17 protein-coding genes are annotated in these 20,354 nt (G+C 67.6%); 9 read left to right on the top strand and 8 right to left on the bottom strand.

Going from position 1 to position 20,354, the window contains the following annotated elements:
* The first annotated feature begins 188 nt into the window (after positions 1–188).
* The 3 genes from LQ564_RS15150 to LQ564_RS15140 all read left to right on the top strand — a co-directional run bounded on the left by LQ564_RS15150 (position 189) and on the right by LQ564_RS15140 (position 6,010).
* Complete coding sequence (locus tag LQ564_RS15150; RefSeq protein WP_231058931.1) at positions 189–2,507, top strand: family 1 glycosylhydrolase; 2,319 nt, start codon at positions 189–191, stop codon at positions 2,505–2,507.
* Positions 2,508–2,621: 114 nt separating this feature from the next.
* Positions 2,622–4,385 (top strand): cation:proton antiporter domain-containing protein, encoded by a 1,764-nt coding sequence (locus LQ564_RS15145; protein WP_231058930.1) that lies wholly within the window; start codon positions 2,622–2,624, stop codon positions 4,383–4,385.
* Between the two features lie 23 nt (positions 4,386–4,408).
* A complete protein-coding gene (locus tag LQ564_RS15140; RefSeq protein WP_231058929.1) occupies positions 4,409–6,010 on the top strand; it encodes a mechanosensitive ion channel family protein in 1,602 nt (533 codons plus the stop codon).
* A gap of 4 nt (positions 6,011–6,014) precedes the next feature.
* Here LQ564_RS15140 and LQ564_RS15135 read toward each other — a convergent pair whose 3' ends face one another.
* The 8 genes from LQ564_RS15135 to LQ564_RS15100 all read right to left on the bottom strand — a co-directional run bounded on the left by LQ564_RS15135 (position 6,015) and on the right by LQ564_RS15100 (position 15,602).
* The gene (locus LQ564_RS15135) at positions 6,015–6,770 is read right to left on the bottom strand and encodes a TerC family protein (protein ID WP_231058928.1); all 756 of its coding nucleotides are present in this window, start codon (positions 6,768–6,770) and stop codon (positions 6,015–6,017) included.
* Positions 6,771–6,834: 64 nt separating this feature from the next.
* Positions 6,835–7,389 carry a TMEM175 family protein gene (locus LQ564_RS15130; protein ID WP_231058927.1) on the bottom strand — a complete coding sequence of 185 codons (555 nt, stop codon included), beginning with the start codon at positions 7,387–7,389 and terminating at the stop codon, positions 6,835–6,837.
* Complete coding sequence (locus LQ564_RS15125) at positions 7,386–8,066, bottom strand: YoaK family protein (RefSeq protein ID WP_231058926.1); 681 nt, start codon at positions 8,064–8,066, stop codon at positions 7,386–7,388. Before LQ564_RS15125 ends, LQ564_RS15130 begins: the two co-directional genes overlap by 4 nt.
* 10 nt (positions 8,067–8,076) lie before the next feature.
* Complete coding sequence (locus LQ564_RS15120) at positions 8,077–9,951, bottom strand: amidohydrolase (RefSeq protein WP_231058925.1); 1,875 nt, start codon at positions 9,949–9,951, stop codon at positions 8,077–8,079.
* A 68-nt stretch (positions 9,952–10,019) separates the two neighbouring features.
* Entirely contained in the window at positions 10,020–10,712 is a 693-nt protein-coding gene (locus LQ564_RS15115) for a hydrolase (RefSeq protein WP_231058924.1), read from the bottom strand.
* A 354-nt stretch (positions 10,713–11,066) separates the two neighbouring features.
* Positions 11,067–12,458, bottom strand: coding sequence for a class I SAM-dependent methyltransferase (locus LQ564_RS15110; RefSeq protein ID WP_231058923.1), 1,392 nt, complete (start codon positions 12,456–12,458; stop codon positions 11,067–11,069).
* A 31-nt stretch (positions 12,459–12,489) separates the two neighbouring features.
* Entirely contained in the window at positions 12,490–14,091 is a 1,602-nt protein-coding gene (locus LQ564_RS15105) for an NAD(P)-binding protein (protein WP_231058922.1), read from the bottom strand.
* Complete coding sequence (locus tag LQ564_RS15100) at positions 14,091–15,602, bottom strand: polyamine aminopropyltransferase (RefSeq protein ID WP_231058921.1); 1,512 nt, start codon at positions 15,600–15,602, stop codon at positions 14,091–14,093. The genes LQ564_RS15105 and LQ564_RS15100 overlap by 1 nt, the downstream gene beginning before the upstream one ends.
* 57 nt (positions 15,603–15,659) lie before the next feature.
* Between LQ564_RS15100 and LQ564_RS15095 the strand changes: the two genes are divergently transcribed.
* The 6 genes from LQ564_RS15095 to LQ564_RS15070 are packed head-to-tail and all read left to right on the top strand — an operon-like array spanning position 15,660 to position 20,329.
* Entirely contained in the window at positions 15,660–16,046 is a 387-nt protein-coding gene (locus LQ564_RS15095) for a DUF350 domain-containing protein (RefSeq protein WP_231058920.1), read from the top strand.
* Between the two features lie 36 nt (positions 16,047–16,082).
* Positions 16,083–17,108 carry an SPFH domain-containing protein gene (locus LQ564_RS15090; RefSeq protein ID WP_231058919.1) on the top strand — a complete coding sequence of 342 codons (1,026 nt, stop codon included), beginning with the start codon at positions 16,083–16,085 and terminating at the stop codon, positions 17,106–17,108.
* On the top strand, positions 17,108–18,559 hold the full coding sequence (locus tag LQ564_RS15085; RefSeq protein WP_231058918.1) for a DUF4178 domain-containing protein: 1,452 nt from the start codon (positions 17,108–17,110) through the stop codon (positions 18,557–18,559). The genes LQ564_RS15090 and LQ564_RS15085 overlap by 1 nt, the downstream gene beginning before the upstream one ends.
* Entirely contained in the window at positions 18,556–18,720 is a 165-nt protein-coding gene (locus tag LQ564_RS15080) for a hypothetical protein (RefSeq protein ID WP_231058917.1), read from the top strand. Before LQ564_RS15085 ends, LQ564_RS15080 begins: the two co-directional genes overlap by 4 nt.
* Before the next feature lie 2 nt (positions 18,721–18,722).
* Complete coding sequence (gene speD, locus LQ564_RS15075; RefSeq protein ID WP_231058916.1) at positions 18,723–19,076, top strand: adenosylmethionine decarboxylase; 354 nt, start codon at positions 18,723–18,725, stop codon at positions 19,074–19,076.
* 8 nt (positions 19,077–19,084) lie between these two features.
* Positions 19,085–20,329: a CaiB/BaiF CoA transferase family protein gene (locus LQ564_RS15070; protein ID WP_231058915.1), complete on the top strand. Its 1,245-nt coding sequence runs from the start codon at positions 19,085–19,087 to the stop codon at positions 20,327–20,329.
* The last annotated feature ends 25 nt before the right edge of the window (positions 20,330–20,354 follow it).

The following is a 20,354-nucleotide window of genomic DNA, read 5'->3' as shown; positions in this document are numbered from 1 at the left end:
GCCACCAGGTCAAGTCAAAGTGATGTGCTTTCGGAAAATTCATGGACCGCATGGTTGCAGGTTGGCGCGCCGATGTCAACCGCTTCGGGTCCCATGGCCTGCGGGCCGGCTCCCCTTTCGACACATTTTTTCCTGGGATGCCGAGCTGCAGGGAATTTGTTGTTAGAAAACTAATATTGGTGAAATTGATGATTCCAAAAAAGAGCACGAACAGCCACGCCCGCCCCCTCGAACTCTGGGGCGGCCTCGAATGCACGGTCAACCGGGTGCGCGACGAGTATTTCAGCCAGCTCGACCGCAACGGCCACCACGGCCGCGCCTGCGACATCGGGCGCTTCGCGTCCACCGGCATCAAGGCCATCCGCTACCCCGTGCTGTGGGAACGCACCGCCCCCGACGGCATCGACAAGGCCGACTGGAGCTGGGCCGACGAACGCCTGAACGCCCTGCGCGAAGCGAACGTCACCCCGATCGCGGGCCTGGTCCACCACGGCAGCGGCCCGCGCGACACCAGCCTGGTCGACCCGGCCTTCCCCGAACGCCTGGCCGAATACGCCGGCGCCGTGGCTGCCCGCTATCCCTGGATCGAGTACTACACCCCGGTCAACGAACCCTGCACCACCGCCCGCTTCGCCGGCCTGTACGGCGTCTGGTACCCGCACGGCCGCGACGACCGCACCTTCATCGAAGCGCTGCTGGTCCAGTGCAAGGCCGTGGTGCTGTCGATGCGCGCCATCCGCGCCGTCAACCCGAACGCCAAGCTGGTGCAGACCGACGACCTCGGCAAGACCTACGGCACGCCCGAGATGGGCAAGGTCGCCGAGTTCTACAACGAGCGCCGCTGGCTGGCCTGGGACCTGCTGTGCGGCACCGTCGACGAACACCACAAGCTCTGGAAATACCTCACCAAAACCGGCATCCCGCTTGAAGAATTCCTCTGGTTCCGTGACAACACCTGCCCGCCCGACATCATCGGTGTCAACTACTACGTGACGTCCGAGCGCTGGCTGGACCACCGTCCGGAACGCTTCCCGGAACACCACCGCGGCGTCGCCGACGGCATCCCCTGCGCCGACATCGAAGCATCGCGTGTGCTGGCCACGCCGACCCCGGGCATCGCTCCACTCCTGGCGGAAGTCTGGGACCGCTATGGCCTGCCGCTGGCGATCACCGAAGCCCACATCGACGCCAACCGCGAAGACCAGTTGCGCTGGCTGCTCGAGATCTGGGAAGCGGCCCAGCAGTCGCAGCAGAACGGCGTCGACGTGCGCGCCGTCACCGTCTGGTCGCTGCTCGGTTCCTTCGACTGGAACAGCCTGGTCACCCAGAACAAGGGTTACTACGAACCGGGCCCCTTCGACGTGCGCTCGCCGACCCCGCGCCCGACCGCGCTGGCACGGATGATGAAGGAACTGTCCTCCGGCTCCGCGCTGTCGCACCCGGTGCTGCGCGGCCAGGGCTGGTGGCGCCGTCCGGGCCGCTTCCTGTGCCATCCGCCGGTCGCCACGCCCGCAGCCCTGACCTCGATCTCGGCCGACGGCCATCGCCTGGTCGGCACCAACTCGGCGCCGATCCTGATCCTCGGCGCCACCGGCACTCTGGGCCGCGCCTTTGCCCGCGTCTGCCGCAAGCGCAACCTGAACTTCCGGCTGCTGTCACGCCAGGACATGGACATCGCCGACCACGCCTCGGTCGAACGCGCGCTGGCGCAATACCAGCCCTGGGCCGTGATCAACACCTGCGGCTACGTGCGCGTGGACGATGCCGAGAACGACGCCCAGCGCTGCTTCCGCGAGAACACCGCCGGCCCCGCCATCCTGGCCGCCGCCTGCGCGCGCCACGGCGTGCACCTGACCACCTTCTCGAGCGACCTGGTGTTCGACGGCCTGCAGAGCCGCCCCTACGTGGAGTCGGACCCGGTCTCGCCGCTGAACGCCTACGGCCGCAGCAAGGCCCAGGCCGAAGTCGCTGTGCTGGACGAGAACCCGGACGCCCTGGTGGTGCGCACCAGCGCCTTCTTCGGCCCATGGGACGGGTACAACTTCGTGACCCTGGCCCTGAACGCGCTGGAGCGCGGCGAATCGTTCACCGCCTCCAACGACCTGGTGATCACTCCAACCTACGTGCCGGACCTGGTGCACGCCTGCCTGGACCTGGCCATCGACCGCGAAGCCGGTGTCTGGCACCTGGCCAACGGCGGCGAACTGACCTGGGCCGAGCTGGCACGGAAGGCGGCCGACAAGGCCGGCATCGACGCCGGCCGCCTCGAAGCCCGTTCGATCGTCTATCCGGCGGCGCGTCCCGCGTACGCAGCGCTGACCAGCGAACGCGGCATCCTGCTGCCGCGCCTGGAGCAGGCGCTGGACCGCTACCTGGAGCTGCGCAATACCGAGGATCCGGAGATCGAAGAGCTGCAGGCGACGGCCGAGAGCCGCCAGCCGGTGGCGAGCGGGCACCGGCAGCAGGAAGAGACGCCGCCGGAGGCGATTCAGGCGGGGAATTGCTGAGTTTCTAAAGTCAAATTGGGTTCCCGCCTAGGCGGGAACCCAAGTTCGCTCCGCAGCCTCCAGCCTCACACCACGCTACAATCCGGAGCAAACAACAACCCGCCCTCACCCACCGTGCAAGAGCAACACGCCTTCCCCTTCCTGCGAGAGATCCTCCTTTTCCTGATCCTCTCCGGCATCCTGATCCCCCTGCTCCAGCGCCTGCGCATCAACCAGGTGGTCGGTTTCCTGGCCGTCGGCGCCCTGGTCGGCCCCTTCGGCCTGGGGCTGCTGGCGGACGGGGTGCCCTGGCTTGCCTTCCTCACCTTCCCGCGTGGCGAAGGCATTTCGATGCTGGCCGAAGTCGGCGTGCTGTTCCTGATGTTCATGATCGGGCTGGAGCTATCGGCGGCGCGCCTGTGGGCGATGCGGCGCTGGGTGTTCGGGGCCGGCACCGCGCAGGTGGTCGCCAGCGCGGCGCTGATCGGCGGCGCCCTGCTGCTCCTTGGGATGGAAACCCGCTCCGCCGTGATCCTCGGCCTGGTGCTGTCGCTGTCCTCCACCGCCGTGGTGATGCAGCTGCTGGCGCAGCAGCAGGCGACGGGTACGCCCCTGGGCCAGGCGGCGTTCGCGATCCTGATGGCGCAGGACCTCGCCGTGGTGCCGATCCTGCTGCTGATCGGCGCGCTGGGCGGCGGCACGGGCAACGCGCACGACAGCGTGGCGATGCTGGCCCTGGTCACCATGGCCAAGGCGATCGGCGCCATCGCCCTGATCTACCTGGTCGGCGGCAAGGTCGTGCACCGCCTGTTCCGCTCCTTCGCCGAACACCGCCAGCCGGACGTGTTCATGGCCCTGATCCTGCTGTCGACCTTCGGCATCGCGGCCCTGTGCGCGCAGGCCGGCCTGTCGATGGCGCTGGGCGCGCTGATCGCGGGCCTGCTGCTGGCCGAGACCGAATTCAAGCACGAGGTCGAGCTGATGGTGGAGCCCTTCAAGGGCCTGCTCATGGGCCTGTTCTTCATGACGGTCGGGATGAACATCGACACGCGGCTCGTACTGGAAGCGCCGCTGCTCCTGGGGGCCCTGGTGTTCGGCCTGGTGCTGCTCAAGGCGCTGGTGGTCACGCTCCTGCTGCGCATCGGCGGCCAGTCCTGGGTGCGCGCGTTCGAGGGCGGCCTGCTGCTGGGCCAGGGCGGCGAATTCGCCTTCGTGGCGATCGGCGCCGCCATGGCCTCGCAAGTGCTGGAACCTGCGTTGGGCGCGCGCGTGATGCTGGTGGTCGGCCTGTCGCTCTTCATCACGCCGGTACTGGCGAAAATCGGCCACGCCCTCGGCGAACGCCACGAGACCCGCACGCGCGAGCTGGTCGCAAGCGGCGACCAGTCGGAACTCGCGTCGGCGCGCGGCCGCATCATCATCGCGGGTTTTGGCCGCGTGGGCCAGCAGCTGGCCAAGCTGCTGGGCGAGCAGCACATCCCCTTCGTCGCCTTCGAGTGCGACGCCAAGCTGGTCTCGAAGCTGCACGCCGAAGGCAAGCCGGTCTACTTCGGCAACGCGTCGCGTCCGGAACTGCTGCGCCACGTGCACGCGGGCGAAGCGCCGGCCATCGTGCTGACCATGGACCATCCGGCGTCGGCCCTGCAGGCGGTGCGCGGCATCCGCCGCGAGTTCCCGCACGTGCCGCTGTTCGTGCGCTCGCGCGACGAGAAGCACGCGCGCGCCCTGCGCCTGGCCGGCGCCAGCGTGGTGGTGCCCGAGACCCTGGAAGCGAGCCTGCAACTGTCGGCCTTCGTGCTGGAAGCGATGGGCCTCGACGAACGCCAGGTCGACGCCATCGTCGACCACGAGCGCGCGGTCGTCACCGCCCGGCTGCTGGAACCCGAGGCCAAGGCCTGAATCTCACAAAGGAATTGTTACGCATGCGTCGTTTGCTGATCGGTCTGCTCCTGCTCCTGAACTGTCTCGCCCTCCCCGCGGGCGCCTCCGCCCTACCCAAGCTGGCAGCCCCGCCCGCGCCGGCCGTCGCGCCCGACCCTCTGGGCCGCGAGACGCCGCGCTCGACCATCTCGGGCCTGATCGGCGCCCTGGCCGAGCATGACTACGACCGCGCCGCCCAGTATTTCGACCAGCCGGTGGGCAGCCCGCGCCAGCGCGTCACCGCCGCGGCGCGGGCGCGCGGCTTCCAGTCGCTGCTGGATAACGGCGGCACCTTGCAGCCCTACGCCCTGCTATCGAACGAGGCCAACGGCCGCATCGACGACGAGCTGCCGGTCGACCAGGAATTCGTCGGCCAGATCACGGTGCAGGGCAAGAAGGTGCCGGTGCTGCTCGCGCGCGCCGATGACGACGGCCGCCAGGTCTGGCGCGTCGCCGCCGCGACGGTCGAGCAGGTGGCCATCGCCACCCGGCGCAGCAGCGCCGCCGACATGGAAGACGACGGCCTGATCGTCGCCGGCGCGCCGCTCAAGGACTGGGCCATGCTGGTGGGACTGGGTGTGGTGATCTTCGGCGGGCTGTGGATGATCGCCCTGCTGGTGGTGGCGGGCGCGCGGCGCCTGGTGTCCGACCCGGCATCGAACGGCCTGTTCCGCTTCCTGGAGGCGGCGCTGCCGCCGGCCAGCCTGCTGCTCGCCGTCGGCCTGTTCTTCACCCTCGCCGAACGCCTGCCGGTCGCCATCGTGGCGCGCCAGACCCTGCTGCGCTACACCGGCATCGTGTCGGTGGTGGCCCTGGTCTGGTTCGGCCTGCGCCTGGTCGACGCCATCGCCGAGCTGGCGATCGCGCGCATGCAGAAGCGCCAGCGCCGCCAGGTGGTCTCGGTGATCACCCTGCTGCGCCGCACGGCCAAGGTGCTGCTCCTGCTGTTCTCCGGGATCGGCATCCTCGACACCTTCGGCATCGACGTCACCACGGGCATCGCGGCCCTCGGCATCGGCGGTATCGCACTTGCACTGGGCGCGCAGAAGACCGTGGAAAACCTGGTCGGCAGCGTCACCGTGATCGCCGACCGCCCGGCGCAGGTGGGCGACTTCGTCAAGGTCGGCGACGTGCTGGGCACCGTGGAAGACGTCGGCATCCGCTCGACCCGCATCCGCACCGGCGAGCGCACCGTGGTCACGATCCCGAACGGCGACCTGTCGGCGCGCCAGATCGAGAACTTCGCGGCGCGCGACCGCTTCCTGTTCAACCCGGTCATCGCGCTCGACTACCGGACGCCCTCGGGCAAGCTGAAGGAAGGCATCGCCATCATCCGCGAGGTGCTGCAGGGCCACGACAAGATCGGCGAAGGCGCCCGCGCCAACCTGGCCCGGATCACCGAGCGCGCCTTCAACATCGAAGTCCACTCCTACATCGAGGTGCGCGACTTCGACACCAACGTCATCGTGCGCGAAGAGCTGCTGCTGGCGCTGGTCGAGCGCCTCGAAGCGGTTGGCATCAAGCTGGCCTTTCCGGCCCAGACCATCGTGTTCTCGCCCGAGGAAAGCCCTGCTCCCGTCAGCCTGCGCAAGGGCGACGACTAGCGGCTCAGACGCGCGGCAGCAGCGCCTTGCGCTTGTTGCGGGCGCGGATGTTGAGCGACTCGACCACGAGCGAGAACGCCATCGCCGCGTAGATGTAGCCTTTCGGGACGTGGGCCTCGAAGGCTTCGGCGGTGAGCGCCATGCCGACCATGACCAGGAAGGCCAGCGCCAGCACCTTCACCGAGGGGTGGCGGTCGACGAAGTCGCCGATCGGCTTGGCGGCGATCAGCATCACCAGCACCGAGAAGATCACGGCCGCCACCATCACGCTGATCTGGTCGACCATGCCGACTGCGGTAATGACCGAATCGAGCGAAAACACGATGTCGATCACGGCGATCTGGCCGATGATGCTCCAGAAGAGCTTTTTGGTCGTGGCCTTGGCCGCCTGCTCGCCGGTGATGTCCTGCGGTCCCGCCGCGTCCTTGGCCTCCACTTCCACAAAAATCTCGTGCGAGGCCTTGTAGAGCAGGAACAGGCCGCCGAACAGCAGCACCAGGTCGCGGCCGCTGATGCCTTGGCCGACCACGTGGAACAGGTCGGCCGTCAGGCCCATCACCCAGCTCAGCGAGAACAGCAGCAACAGGCGCGAGACCATGGCGAAGCCCAGGCCCATGCGGCGCGCCTTGTCGCGCATCTCGGGCGGCAAGCGGCCGACCAGGATGGAAATGAAGATGATGTTGTCGACGCCGAGCACGATTTCGAGTGCGCTCAGCATCGCGAATGCGATCCAGACGTTCGGGTCCATCAAGAGTTCCATCGCGGTCTCCTGGTTGAGAAAACCGCAGTATCACACGAACGTCAATATTGCCGAGCACGCTCCTTCAGGACCGTTCCGGCATCAGCCACAGCAAGGCCAGCACGACGTGGATCGCCACGCCGAGCGGCGGGTAAACCAGCGAGACACCGATGGCCACCGCATACAGCACGATCGACAGCCGGTTCTTGCGGCTGCCCCAGGCCATCGCCTGGCCGGCGCCCTCGCTCTTCAGGCGCCAGGACAGCAGCAGGAAGGAGATCGAACATAGCAGCAGCACCGCGCCATACAGGGCGCCCGGCACCGGCGCCATCGGATGCTCGCCGGCCCAGGCAGTGACGAACGGGATCAGCGACATCCAGAACAGCAGGTGCAGATTGGCCCACAGCGCCGCGCCGTCCACCTTTGCCACCCGGTCGAGCAGCGCGTGGTGATTCACCCAGTAGATGCCGACGTAGACGAAGCTGAGCGCGTAGCGCAGCCAGACCGGCAGCACGTCCAGCAGGTCGGCCACCTCGACCCCATGGGGCGGGCGCAGCTCCAGCACCATGATGGTGATGATGATGGCGATGACGCCGTCGCTGAAGGCTTCGAGCCGTGTCTTCGGCGTGCTGCGCATCATGCCGCCTCGGGTTCGGCCAGCAGCAGGTGCAGGCACAGGATCGCCACCGGCACGATCAGGACCACGAAGCCGAAGGCCAGGAAGGCAAAGGCCGCGGCTGCGCAGCCCAGGGCGAAGGCGACCACCGGCCAGAAGAACTTGCCGCAACGGGCCTTGGTCGCGCCATCGGCGGCGCCGCGCAGCCAGTCGGTGGCGTCGATCACGAGCTGGGTCACGTTCCCGGTCATCATCGAGGTCGGCGCCAGGTGGGTCAGCAGGAGCTTGCTGGCCGCGCTGTGCGCGCCCATCGCCGCGGCGCCCAGCAGGCCGGCCGCCATCGCCAGCGCGCCCACGTTACGCCCGACCGGCTCGGCCAGCATGCCGCACACCATGAAGCCGACCAGGAGCACCAGCTGCAGCGCATACGAGGGCTTCACCGCGGAGGCGCGGCGCCGTTCGCAATTCGCCACCAGCAGCCTGGCCGCCGCCACACCGAGGATGAAGGCCGGGAAGGCCAGCAGTTTCAATAGCGACGGCGTCTGCGCCGGGTCGGCGGCCGCCACCGCGATCAGCACGAAGTTGCCGGTGACGTGGGCGGTGAACAGCCCGAACAGGGCGATGAAGCCGAGGGTGTCGACGTAGCCGGCCAGGAAGCCCATGCCGACGCCCTGGACACGCTGGAATTGTGTGCTTTTCATGGCGATGTCCTCAAAACGCGAAGCAGCTGCAGCCGAGGGCGCCCCAGAAGCCGCCGAAATCCGATACCGGGACACTCGATTTGCGCGCGCGGTCGTGCGAGTGGGCGTGCACGCCGCAGGGACCGCTGCACTGGTGGGCGATCGCCGCCACCGGCTGCGCTTGCGGCTCCGCACGGCCCCAGTGGCCCGGCACCCTGGCGACCGGCGACCACTCCGGCAGCACTGGAATCGGCGGCGGCCCGAGGCGCGTGAATTCGGCCGCGCCGTACACCAGCTTCCCGCCCACGACCGTCAGCACCGATTCGATCGCTTTGATGTCCTCTTCCTCCACCGTGAAGAAGTCATTGGACAGGACCACCAGGTCGGCCAGCATGCCTTGCTGGATCCGGCCCTTGCGTCCCTGTTCGTTCGAGAACCAGGCGCTGCCCGAGGTCCACAGCTCGAGCGCGGTCTCGCGCGCCAAGTAGCCGTTGTCGCCATACAGCGGCAGGCCGCCCACCGTGCGCCCCGTGATCAGCCAATACAGCGCGGTCCATGGGTTGTAGCTGGCCACGCGTGTCGCGTCGGTGCCGGCGCCGACCGGCACGCCGGTCTCCAGCATCCGCTTGATCGGCGGCGTCGCCTTCGCCGCATCCGAACCGTAGCGGTCGACGAAGTACTCGCCCTGGAAGGCCATGCGGTGCTGGATCGCGATGCCGCCGCCTAATGCTTTTACTCGTTCAATACTGCGTTCGCTGATAGTCTCGCAATGGTCGAACATCCAGTGCAGGCCATTGAAGGGGATGTCGCGGTTGACCTTCTCGAACACGTCCAGCATGCGGGTGATCGATTCCTCGTAGGTCGCATGCAGGCGGAACGGCCAGCGCGCTTCCACCAGGTGGCGCACCACCTGCTCCAGTTCGTCCTCCATCCCCTGGGCCAACTCCGGACGCGGTTCCAGGAAGTCCTCGAAGTCGGCCGCCGAGAACACCAGCATCTCGCCGGCGCCGTTGTGGCGGTAGTAATCGCTGCCCTGCCCTGGCGTGACCATGCCGGTCCAGCGCTGGAAGTCTTCCAGTTCCTTGCCCTTGTTCTGGGTGAACAGGTTGTAGGCGATGCGGATCGTCAGCTGCTTGTTGCGGTCGAGTTCCTCGATGACCGAGTAATCCTCGGGATAGTTCTGGAAGCCGCCGCCGGCGTCGATCGCGCTGGTGATGCCGAGGCGATTCAGCTCGCGCATGAACTGGCGGGTCGAGTTCACCTGCAGGTCGTAGGGCAGCTTAGGGCCTTTCGCCAGGGTGGCATACAGGATCATCGCGTTGGGGCGGGCGATCAGCATGCCGGTCGGGTTGCCGGCGCCGTCGCGCTGGATCTCGCCGCCCGGCGGGTTCGGCGTGTCTTTCGTGTAGCCGACGGCGCGCAGCGCGGCGCGGTTGAGCAAGGCGCGGTCGTACAGGTGCAGGATGAAGACCGGGGTGTCGGGCGCGGCGGCGTTGATCTCTTCCAGGGTCGGCATGCGCTTTTCCGCGAACTGGAATTCATTCCAGCCGCCCACCACGCGCACCCACTGCGGGTTCGGGGTGCGGTCGGCCTGGTCCTTGAGCATGCGCAGCGCATCGGCGAGCGAGGGCACGCCTTCCCAGCGCAGTTCCAGGTTGTAGTTCAGTCCACCGCGGATCAGGTGCAGGTGCGAGTCGTTCAGGCCGGGGATCGCCGTGCGGCCGTTCAGGTCGATGACCTGGCTGCCCTCGCGTTGATGGCGCATCACCTGCTCGGTGCTGCCGACGGCCAGGAACTTGCCGTCCTGGATGGCGACGGCGCTGGCATGCGGGTTCTCGCGGTCGAGGGTGGTGAATTTGCCGTTGATGAGGATGAGCGGCGCAGAGGCGGTGGATGGCGTTGGCATGGGGCGACTCCTGGAGTGGGCTGGTGGCAGGCGGCCCGCCGCCAAGGCGGACCGCCATCGGCTGCGGCTTAGCGGACCGGTGCGGCGACCGGCGCCAGCACTTCGTTCTTGCCCTGGTTGCGGGCCGCGGCCTTGTGCACCATGGTGTAGGCATAGTCGACACCCATGCCGTAGGCGCCCGAGTGCTCGGTGACGATCTTCATCACGGCGTCGTAGGTCTCGCGGTGCGCCCAGTCGCGCTGCCACTCGAGCAGCACCTGCTGCCAGGTCACCGGCACCACGCCGGCCTGCACCATGCGCTGCATCGCGAAGTCGTGGGCGTCCTTCGAGGTGCCGCCCGAGGCGTCGGCCACCATGTAGATCTCGTAGTCGCCTTCCAGCATGGCGCACAGGGCGAAGGTGGTGTTGCAGACTTCGGTCCACAGGCCGGCCACGATGACCTTCTTCTTGCCGTTGGCTGCCAGCGCGTCGCGCACCTTCTGGTCGTCCCAGGAATTCATCGAGGTGCGCTCGAGGATCGGGTGGTCCGGGAACACGTCCAGGATTTCCGGGTAGGTGTGGCCGGAGAAGGATTCGGTCTCGACGCTGGTGATGATGGTCGGGATGCCGAAGGCCTTGGCCGCCTTGGCCAGGCCGACCACGTTGTTCTTCAGGGTCTGGCGGTCGATCGATTGCACACCGAAGGCCATCTGCGGCTGGTGGTCGATGATGATCAGCTGCGAGTTTTCCGGGGTCAGGACGTCGAGTTTGGCGTTGTTCATGGTGTGCTCCTTCGTTTTTCAAGTGGGCCGCCTCAAGGCGGCGGGAGTGGTTCGATTCGGGCTGGCATTCTTCTTTCGCATCATCGTCGATCCGATTGATCGGAATCATCGAACACTCGGAAACTACCGGACTAGCTGGCCGCTTCTCCCTGTGCTCGATGCGATGAAGCCATTATGCGTGGCCCGAACGACATTGAAAAACGGATAATTTCGGAATCTATCGTCGAAAAAATTGAATATCGATGGAGCAGGACACTTTGCTCCTTGAGAAGCCCGATCACCCGGCCACGGTGCGATGACCGCGGAGCCGCAGCGTCGCGGCGGCCGACAGGCGGCATGCTGTTCTTGACCGGTTTACGGTCTCAAGCACATGCCCGGACTGTCGGAATCGTTCTTCTGGAAGACCAGCCACGACCAGGTGACGCCCACATCGCGGTGGGGCGCCTGCACCGACGGCAGCTGCGCGGCCATCAGCAGGTGCGCGTGCTGCGCGGCGGCGAGACCGATCGTTTGCTCGGGGGAGACATCGAAGCTCCTGTGACCGGGCGGCGGCGGACCATGGCGTATCGACATCACGAGGACCGCGCCAGGTTTCAGCAAGGGCAGGATGGCCGCCATCGCCGCCGCGCGTTCGGCGGCGTCCAGGTGCTGCCACACGGCGCTCATCACGGCCAGATCGTAGGCCTCGGTGCGTTCGGCGAGCCTGGCCAGCGCCGGCAGGCTGTCGTCGATCCATTCGATGCCGGACGACGGATGCAGTTCGCGTCCGGCTTTGCGCAAGGCAGCCACGGGTTCGACCGCCGTCACGGCGTGTCCGTGCGCGGCGAACCAGGCGGCGTCCGCGCCGGTGCCGGCGCCGATGTCCAGCACCCTGCCCGGCTCGATCGGCAGCAGGTACAGCACCGCGCGGTATTTTTCTTCGAAGGCGACGCTCTCAAAGCGCGGAATCAGCCATTCGGCCGCTTCGGCGTAGCCCTCGGTGCCGGGCGCCGTGGCCTTGCCCAGCCTGCCGATGCGCATATTGATCGGCCAGGACACCGTACGCTTGCGGGCGGGATCGCCCCAGGCGGCCCTTGCATCATCGGCATAGTCGAGCAGGATGGCTTCCCGGCCCGCCTCCCTCGCGCCACGCACCGCCGACCAGGTCGACAGGTAGCCCAGGAAGGCCGGCAGGTCCCATGCGAGGCGGATTTCCAGTGCCGGCTGCTCCAGCTCCTCGAAGGGAAAGTCGATGGTCGCGTAGCCGGAGTCGACGAGCTTGCGCTCGGCCGGCCAGAAGGGCCCGATCTCGTCCCGGTAGAAGGCGTGGAAGCGCGCGTCGAGCGCGGGCTCCAGCCGCATCACGCCGTAGCTGATGAGCGCCAGGATGGCGCCCGGCGCCGCGATCCGGCGCGCTTCGGCGTAGAAGGCCGGCAGGTCGAACCAGTGCGCGGCCTGGGCGGCGGTGATGAGGTTTGCGCCGCCGTCCGGCAAGGGAAGGCATTCGGCAGGCGCGCAGCGGTACTCGACCCCGTCCTGCGGCACGGCATGCGCGATCTGGTCGGCGCTTGGGTCGAGGCCGACGACCTGGTCGAAGTATGGCGCGAGCAGCCTGGTGAGCTGTCCGTTGCCGCAGCCGACGTCGACGGCCAGCCGCCGCTCGGGCGCGACGGATGCGAGGAAGGCCGCCAGCTGCCTGGGATATTCGGGCCGGAACCGGGCATACGCCTGCCCACCCTGGTCGAAGGGATTCGGTGTGGAGTCCATGCCTTGACCTTACCTCAGCGCCGCCGCATGTTCAAGCCGCCGCGCGCCGGGCCGCCTGGCAGCCCCACCAGCTGGCTTCCTCGAACACCGACAAGCCGGACAGGTCGGCGTGCGCGAACAGGATCGGGCCGGTGCTTGCGCGCAGGGCGGCCAGGCCTGGATTGCCCAGGAAACCCGGCTGCGGCACCGCCATCGCATGCGCGCGCAAGGTGATGTCGACCCGTTCGACGCAGGGCGCGAAGGTCCAGCCGTAGGCTTGCCTCAGGTCGCTGGCGGCGAGGTCCAGCAGCTCGGCCAGCGTCGCCGATTGCAGCCAGCGCCGCGCCTCCAGCGGCGTGCGCTGCGACAGCGCCGTGTAGGCCGTGAACACGGTCTTCTCGGGCGGTCGCGAACGGATGTCCTGGTGGGTCGAGACGACGTAGCCGAGTCCCCTGCCCCCGTACACCACATTGTCCCAGGCTAGAACCGCTTCGGGCAGCTCGCGCGGGAAGTCGCGCATCAGGAAGTTCGACACCATCCACGGCGCGTAGTCCGGCAAATGCCGTTTCGGATCGAAGCCGTAGCCTTCGATGCCCTCGACCACGCGGCTGGCCACGAACAGGGGCATGGCGCAGATCGCGCGGCGCGCGCGGACCAGGAAGGTGCGCGGCTGGCCGCCTTGATGCGTGAAGCACAGGGCCTCGATTCGGCCGTCCACTTCGCGCACGGATGCCGCCGTCCCCGCGCGGCGGCGCGGCCCCGCCTTGTTCGCCAGCGCCTCGGCCAGCGGCGCCAGGCCGCCCGGCCAGGTCAGCAGCGCGTTCTCGCCGGCGTTGGCGGCCTGGCCCCAGCGGCCAGCGAAATAGTGGATGCCGGCCCAGGCCGAGACGCGCGCCAGGCCCGCGCCGTAGTCGTCGCGGCAGCAGTAGTCGAGATACCAGCGCAGGGTGGCCGAGCGGTAGCCCTGCTCGTCCAGCCACTGGGCGAAGCTGATGCGGTCGAGCTGCGTCCAGGCCGGGTCGCTGGAGGACAGGGCCAGCGGGAACACGAAGGCGCGCCGGCCGTCCTTCCCGCGCGCGTAGCGCAGGCGCGCCATCTGGTCGAAGAAGCGCTGGTGCTGGGCCGCGTCCTGGGCGTCGTGCGGCACCAGGCCTTCGTGCCAGACGCCGTCGCGCAGCAGGCGTTCTTCAGGTCCGTGCAGGGTGAAGCGCTCGTCGTAATACGGCTTCTCCCCATCGGGATCGCGCAGCAGGATGCCGAGGTCCGCCAGCATCGCGCGCACGTGGGTCGATTCGGGTCCGGGCAGCGGCAGGTAGTGGGCGCCCGTGGGACAAGCCAGGTCGCCATAGCGGCTGCCGGCCGCGTTGCCGAAGGCTTCCGGACCGTCGAGCAGCAGGTAGTCGCCGTGGCCAAGCTTGTCCAGCTGCCAGGCCGCGCTCAGGCCGCCGATGCCGGAGCCGAGGATGACGACGTCGGTGTCGAGCACCTGCGCGGGCGGCGGCAGCGCGCCGCGATCGCGCAGGAAGTGGCCATCGCTGCGGCCGGGGTAATGCAGCGAGGGCGTGATCTCCTGCCAGCGCTGGAATCCCGCCGCCGTCGCCAGGCCGGCCGCACCGGCGCCGGCGGCCGTGAGCAGGAAGGAACGACGGTCCATCAGCGGATCACCTGGCGCCAGTCGTCCTCGAACTCGCGCACCAGCGACTGCGAATCCAGGCGGTTGGGCGCCATCTTGCGGCGCGCCATGTCGGGCGGGAAGACGAACATGGCGCGCGTGGTCTCTCCATTCAAGTAGCGCATCGGCAGGCGGTAGTTCGTGGGAGGCGCGTAGCGGCCCTGGGGCGAGGCCATGATGAAGCCCCACTCGCCGAACGAGGGCACGTACAGGTGATAGGGCCAGGTCTGCAGGCCCACTTCGCGCAAGGTGGCCTCGATCGTCCAGTAGGCGTTCGGCGCGAAGTAAGGCGAGGTCGATTGCACCGCGATCAGGCCGTTGGCCGCCACGTGCTTGCGCAGCTGGCCGTAGAACGGCACCGAGTACAGCTTGCCGAGGGCGAAGCTGGACGGGTCGGGGAAGTCGACGATGACGAGGTCGTACATGCCGGCTTCCTGCTGCAGCCAGATCGCCGCATCCTTGTTCACGACTTTCACGCGCTCGTCGTTGAGGGCGTTCGCATTCAGTTTCACCAGCTCGGGACGGTTGGCGAAGGCCTGCGTCATGGCGGGGTCGAGGTCGACCAGGGTCACTTCTTCCACGTGCCCGTAGCGCAGCACTTCGCGCAGCGCCAGGCCATCGCCCCCGCCCAGCACCAGCACCCGCTTCGCCCACGGCAAGGTCTGCAGCGCCGGGTGCACCAGGGCTTCGTGGTAACGGTATTCGTCGCGCGAGGAGAACTGCAGGTTGCCGTTGATGTACAGGCGCAGGTCGTCCTTCCAGCGCGTGATCACCAGGCGCTGGTAGGGCGTGGTGGTCGAGTACACGACCTCGTCGCCGAACAGGCCGTGCTCGCCCCACTCCACCATCTTGTCCGAAAAGCCGAAACCCAGCACCAGCGTGAACAGCACCAGGCCGGCGCGGATCGCCTTGGCGGTCAGGTCGCTCAATTCGGCGCGGAACACGTACAGGGTCCATAGCGCCACGCCGACATTGAGCATCCCGAACAGGAAGCCGGTGCGCACCAGGCCCAGGTGCGGCGCCAGTACCAGCGGGAACAGCAGCGACACGGCCAGCGCGCCGAGGTAGTCGAAGGTGAGCACGCGGCTGACGATCTCGGCGAATTCGGTGCGGCGCTCGTTCAGCGCGCGCATCACGAGCGGCACCTCCATGCCGACCATGGCGCCGATCATGAAGACCGTCACGTACAGCACCGTGCGGAACGGCGCGCCCATCCAGGTGAAGGTCATGAACAGCACCGCGGCGGACAGGCCGCCGATCAGGCCGACCGCGAGTTCGATGTCGATGAAGCGCGACAGCACGTCCTCGTCGCGCACGTATTTCGAGAAGTGGGCGCCGACGCCCATCGCGAACAGGTAGCAGCCGATGATGGTGGAGAACTGGAGAACCGAATCGCCCAGCAGGTAGCTGGACAGGGCGCCGGCGATGAGTTCATAGGCCAGGCCGCAGGAGGCGACGACGAATACCGACAGTATGAGAATTTTTTTGGTCATCGAACAACTTATGTCTTAAGATCGCTGCTGCGATTTCTTACTTTTCTGGAGAGACTTGTGCCCGCCATCCTAAACTATGTGCTGCATCTTGCGACGGCGATCGCGCTGGTCCTGGCATTTTTTGTGGTGTACACGCGGGTCACGCCCTACGACGAAATCCTGCTGATCCGCCAGGGGAACTGCGCCGCCGCGGCCTCGCTGGGCGGCACCCTGCTCGGCTTCTCGGTGACGATCGCCTCGGCGCTGATGCACACCGACGACTACTATGAATTCGCCGGCTGGGCCGCGCTGGCCATGCTGATCCAGGTGCTGGTGTTCGTGGTCGCCACCCGCCTGCTGCGCATGTCCAAGGACCAGATCGAACACAACAACATCGGCTTCGGCATCCTGCTCGGCTCCATCTCGCTGTCGATCGGCCTGGTCAACGCAGGCAGCATCTCCTGATACCAGAAGTTATTCCGCACGCATAAAGGAACCATCATGTCTATCGGCTCATTCATCAAGAAGCAGTTTCTCGACGTCCTGCAGTGGAACGAGGAAGGCGAAGGCGTGCTGGCCTGGCGCCATCCGATGGAGGACTTCGAAATCCAGAACGGCGCGACGCTGGTGGTGCGCGAGTCGCAGGTCGCGGTGTTCGTGGACGAAGGCCGCATCGCCGACGTGTTCGGACCGGGCACCCACCGCCTGACCACTTCCACCCTGCCGGTGCTGACCAACCTGAAGAACTGGGACAAGCTGTTCGCCTCGCCCTTCAAGTCGGACGTGTACTTCTTCTCCACGCGCGTGCAGACCGGCCGCAAATGGGGCACGCCGCAGCCGGTGACGATCCGCGACAAGGACTTCGACATGATCCGCGTGCGCGCCTTCGGCATGTATTCTTACCGCATCGCCGACCCGCGCCTGTTCTTCACCGAGATCAGCGGCACCCGCGCCGCCTATACGCGCGACGAGGTCGAGGACCAGCTGCGCGGCCTGATGCTGGCCACCATGGCCAATTCGCTGGGCGCGTCAAAAATCGCCTTCCTCGACATGGCCGCCAACCAGACCCTGATGGCGCAGCAGATCCGCGGCGACCTGGTGGCCGCCTTTGCCCGCTACGGCATCGGCCTGGATGAATTCAACGTCGCCAGCGTCAGCCTGCCGGAAGAACTGCAGTCGGCGCTGGACGAACGCATCTCGGCCGGCATGAAGGCCAGCCTGGGCGCCGACAAGATCGGCGGCTTCACCCAGTTCCAGGTCGCGAGCAGCATCCCGCTGGCCGCCCAGAACGAAGGCGGCATCGCCGGCATCGGCGCCGGCGCCGGCGCGGGCATCGCGATCGGCCAGGCCATGGCCCAGGGCATGCAGGGGGCGTTCGCGCCGCCGCAGCCGGCTGCCGTGCCGGCTGGCGCCGAATCGATCGAGGACCGCCTGGCGAAACTGAAAGGCCTGCTCGACAAGGGCCTGATCTCGCAGACCGACTACGACAGCACCAAGGCCGAGCTCCTGAAAAAACTGATCGGCTGATGCAGAACGTTTCCTGTCCTTCCTGCGGCGCGCCGGTCGCCTTCCGCTCGCACGCCTCCGTGATGGCGGTGTGCGAGTACTGCCGTGCGACCGTGGTCAAGGAGGCGGACGCGGTCCGTGACCTCGGCAAGATGTCCGAGGTGCTGGAGGACTATTCGCGCATCCAGGTCGGCACCGCGGGCATGCACGGCGGGCGCGGCTTCACCGTGGTCGGCCGCATCCAGCTGCGCTTCGAGGCCGGCATGTGGAACGAGTGGTACGTGCTGTTCGACGACGGCGCGGACGGCTGGCTGGGCGATGCTTCCGGCCAGTACACGATGACCACCAGGCGCGATGCGGCCGCGAACCTGCCCACGTTCGACGATATCGAGGTGACCAGGCAGTACGACATCGGCTTCGGCCCGTATGTCGCTTCCGACAAGCGCGTGGCGAAGTGCACCGGCGGCCAGGGCGAGCTGCCCTTCAAGGTCGGGCCGGGCTGGGAAGCGCGCGTGGCCGACTTCCGGCGCGGGCCGAGCTTCGCCACGCTCGACTATTCCGACGGCACGCCTCCCCTGCTCTACGCCGGCGCCGCCGTCACGCTGGAGGGAATGAAATGCCAGCTGCTGCGCGACGACCAGGCGATCAAGGCCGGCGCCGGCAAGTACCGCGGCCGGGTCGACGTGCTGCAATGCCCGGCGTGCGGCTCGTCGATCCGCTACGTGCCGGGCCTGGCCACCAGCTGCGTGTGCCCGAACTGCGCGACGCCGCTGGACGCCGCCTCGCCCAAGGTCGAGGTGCTGCTCAAGGGCGAGCGCAACGCGCGCGTGAGCTATACCCTGGAGCTGGGCGCGACCGCGAAGATCGGCGGCCTGGAATACCGCGTGCTGGGCGCCATGCGGCGCGAAGACGACGAGGGCGAGGCCTGGAACGAATACCTGCTGTACTCGACCGCGGGACCCTTCATCTGGCTGGTGGAGACCGACGAGGGTTGGTCGCGCTCGCAGGTGCTGGACGATTGGCCGACGCCGCCGCTGCCTTCCATGCAGACGGTCCAGGTGGACAACGTATCGTGGGAGCGCACCTGGGTGTACCCGGCGCGCGTGGTGCACGTGGCGGGCGCCTTCAACTGGCGGGTGCAGGCCGGCGACATGGTCCAGGTGGCCGAATACGAACATGGCCAGAACGGCCTGGCCGCCGAATATACGGATGAAGAGCTGAGCTGGTCGCGCTCCTCCCCGGTGGCCGACGACCAGGTGCGCACCTGGTTCAAGCTGGCCGCACCTGCGCAAGCCAGGGCGGCGGCGAAGGGGCCGCTGAGCCAGAGCGACATCGCCTGGCGCGCCCTGCTCTGGATCCTGGGCCTGAACTTCATCCCGCTCATCTTCAACTTCTTCGGAACGACGTTCTGGATGGTGCTCGGCATACTCGCCCTGTTCCTGCCGGCGCTGCTCTTCCCTTCCAGGAAATGAACCGACACTTTCTCTTCTACGCCATCGTCGTCACGCTGGTGACCACCATCGTGTGCTGGGTCAGCATGGCCTCCAGCGCCCGCACCGGCGGCGGCAACAGCTGGCGCAGCCACAGCTACGGCGGCGGCAGCGGCGGCTACTCGGGCGGCGGCCACAAGTGAGCATGGCGCACCGCCCCGCCGGCATCCACCTGCTGGCCGACCTGGCCGGCATCGACGCCGCCCTGCTGGTCGATGCCGACGCGATCGACGCGCTGCTGCGCACGGCGGCGGTGGCGGCCGGCGCGCGCATCCTGCACGGCCACTTCCACACCTTCGGGCCAGGGATGGGCGTGACCGGCGTGCTGCTGCTGGCCGAGTCGCACATCTCGATCCACACCTGGCCCGAACACGGCTTCGCGGCGGCCGACATCTTCATGTGCGGCGACGCCCAGCCGCAGCGCGCGCTCGACCTGATCGACGCAGCGCTCAAGCCAGGCACGCGTTCGGTGCGGACCATCGCGCGCGGACAGCTATAATCGCCGGCATGACGACCAACGCTTCTCCCCTGCCGACGGCGCTCGGCCACATCCGCGTGCTCGACCTCTCGCGCGTGCTCGCCGGCCCCTGGTGCTCGCAGAACCTGGCCGACCTCGGCGCCGACGTGATCAAGATCGAACGGCCCGGCAACGGCGACGACACCCGCGCCTGGGGGCCGCCGTACGCGAAGGATGAGCAAGGGAACGACACCAGCGAAGCGGCCTACTACCTGTCCGCCAACCGCGGCAAGCGCTCGGTGACGGTCGATATCGCCAGCGGCGAAGGCCAGGCCTTGCTGCGCGAACTGGTGAAGCACTGCGACGTGGTGCTGGAAAACTTCAAGGTCGGGCACCTGAAGCGCTACGGTCTCGATTACGACAGCCTGAAGGCGATCAAGCCGGACCTGGTGTATTGCTCGATCACCGGTTTCGGCCAGGATGGGCCGTACGCGCACCGCGCCGGCTACGACTTCCTGATCCAGGGCATGGGCGGCCTGATGTCGGTGACCGGCGAACGCGACGACCTGCCCGGCGGCGGGCCGCAAAAGGCCGGCGTGGCGCTGACCGACCTGATGACCGGCATGTACGCGACCGTCGCCGTGCTGGCGGCGCTCACGCACCGCGACCGCAGCGGCAAGGGCCAGCACATCGACATGGCGCTGCTCGATACGCAAGTGGCGATGCTCGCGAACATGGGTAGCAACTACCTCAACAGCGGCAAGCCGCCCAAGCGCTGGGGCAATGCGCATGCGAATATCGTGCCTTACCAGACCTTTGCCTGCGCGGATGGGCACATCATCGTCGCGACCGGGAACGATGGGCAGTACCAGAAGTTCGTCGAAGCCGGCGGCCGCGTAGAACTTGGAAGCGACCCGCGCTTCGCCACGAATCCGCTGCGCGTGAAGAACCGCGACGTGCTGGTGCCGCTGCTGGCGGAGATGGTCAAGCAGAAGCCGCGCGACGAATGGATCGCGCTGCTGGAGTCGGTCGGGGTGCCGTGCGGGCCGATCAACGATATCGGCGAGGTGTTCGCCAACGAGCAGGTGCAGGCGCGCGAGGTGGCGATCGAGCTGCCGCATCCGAGTGCGGGCAAGGTCAAGCTGGTGCGCAATCCGATCCGGATGTCGGCGACGCCGGCGACCAGCGACAAGGCGCCGCCCTTGCTCGGCCAGCATACCGATGAAGTGCTGCGCGATGTGCTCGGCCGCAGCGACTCCGACATCGCCGCCCTTCGCGCCAAGGGGATTTTGTAACGCGGACGGGGCGACCCGCCCGCGT

This window comes from Massilia phyllostachyos, assembly GCF_021044825.1.
GTDB lineage: Bacteria > Pseudomonadota > Gammaproteobacteria > Burkholderiales > Burkholderiaceae_D > Telluria > Telluria phyllostachyos.
This window is presented reverse-complemented; position numbering and strand designations above follow the sequence as displayed.

Excerpts from the sequence above, each read along its gene's own strand:
- LQ564_RS15150 (WP_231058931.1), top strand. The coding sequence starts at position 189 with ATGATTCCAAAAAAGAGCACGAACAGCCACGCCCGCCCCCTCGAACTC.
- LQ564_RS15140 (WP_231058929.1), top strand. The coding sequence starts at position 4,409 with ATGCGTCGTTTGCTGATCGGTCTGCTCCTGCTCCTGAACTGTCTCGCC.
- LQ564_RS15135 (WP_231058928.1), bottom strand. The coding sequence starts at position 6,770 with ATGGAACTCTTGATGGACCCGAACGTCTGGATCGCATTCGCGATGCTG.
- LQ564_RS15130 (WP_231058927.1), bottom strand. The coding sequence starts at position 7,389 with ATGATGCGCAGCACGCCGAAGACACGGCTCGAAGCCTTCAGCGACGGC.
- LQ564_RS15125 (WP_231058926.1), bottom strand. The coding sequence starts at position 8,066 with ATGAAAAGCACACAATTCCAGCGTGTCCAGGGCGTCGGCATGGGCTTC.
- LQ564_RS15120 (WP_231058925.1), bottom strand. The coding sequence starts at position 9,951 with ATGCCAACGCCATCCACCGCCTCTGCGCCGCTCATCCTCATCAACGGC.
- LQ564_RS15115 (WP_231058924.1), bottom strand. The coding sequence starts at position 10,712 with ATGAACAACGCCAAACTCGACGTCCTGACCCCGGAAAACTCGCAGCTG.
- LQ564_RS15110 (WP_231058923.1), bottom strand. The coding sequence starts at position 12,458 with ATGGACTCCACACCGAATCCCTTCGACCAGGGTGGGCAGGCGTATGCC.
- LQ564_RS15105 (WP_231058922.1), bottom strand. The coding sequence starts at position 14,091 with ATGGACCGTCGTTCCTTCCTGCTCACGGCCGCCGGCGCCGGTGCGGCC.
- LQ564_RS15100 (WP_231058921.1), bottom strand. The coding sequence starts at position 15,602 with ATGACCAAAAAAATTCTCATACTGTCGGTATTCGTCGTCGCCTCCTGC.
- LQ564_RS15090 (WP_231058919.1), top strand. The coding sequence starts at position 16,083 with ATGTCTATCGGCTCATTCATCAAGAAGCAGTTTCTCGACGTCCTGCAG.
- LQ564_RS15085 (WP_231058918.1), top strand. The coding sequence starts at position 17,108 with ATGCAGAACGTTTCCTGTCCTTCCTGCGGCGCGCCGGTCGCCTTCCGC.
- LQ564_RS15080 (WP_231058917.1), top strand. The coding sequence starts at position 18,556 with ATGAACCGACACTTTCTCTTCTACGCCATCGTCGTCACGCTGGTGACC.
- speD (WP_231058916.1), top strand. The coding sequence starts at position 18,723 with ATGGCGCACCGCCCCGCCGGCATCCACCTGCTGGCCGACCTGGCCGGC.
- LQ564_RS15070 (WP_231058915.1), top strand. The coding sequence starts at position 19,085 with ATGACGACCAACGCTTCTCCCCTGCCGACGGCGCTCGGCCACATCCGC.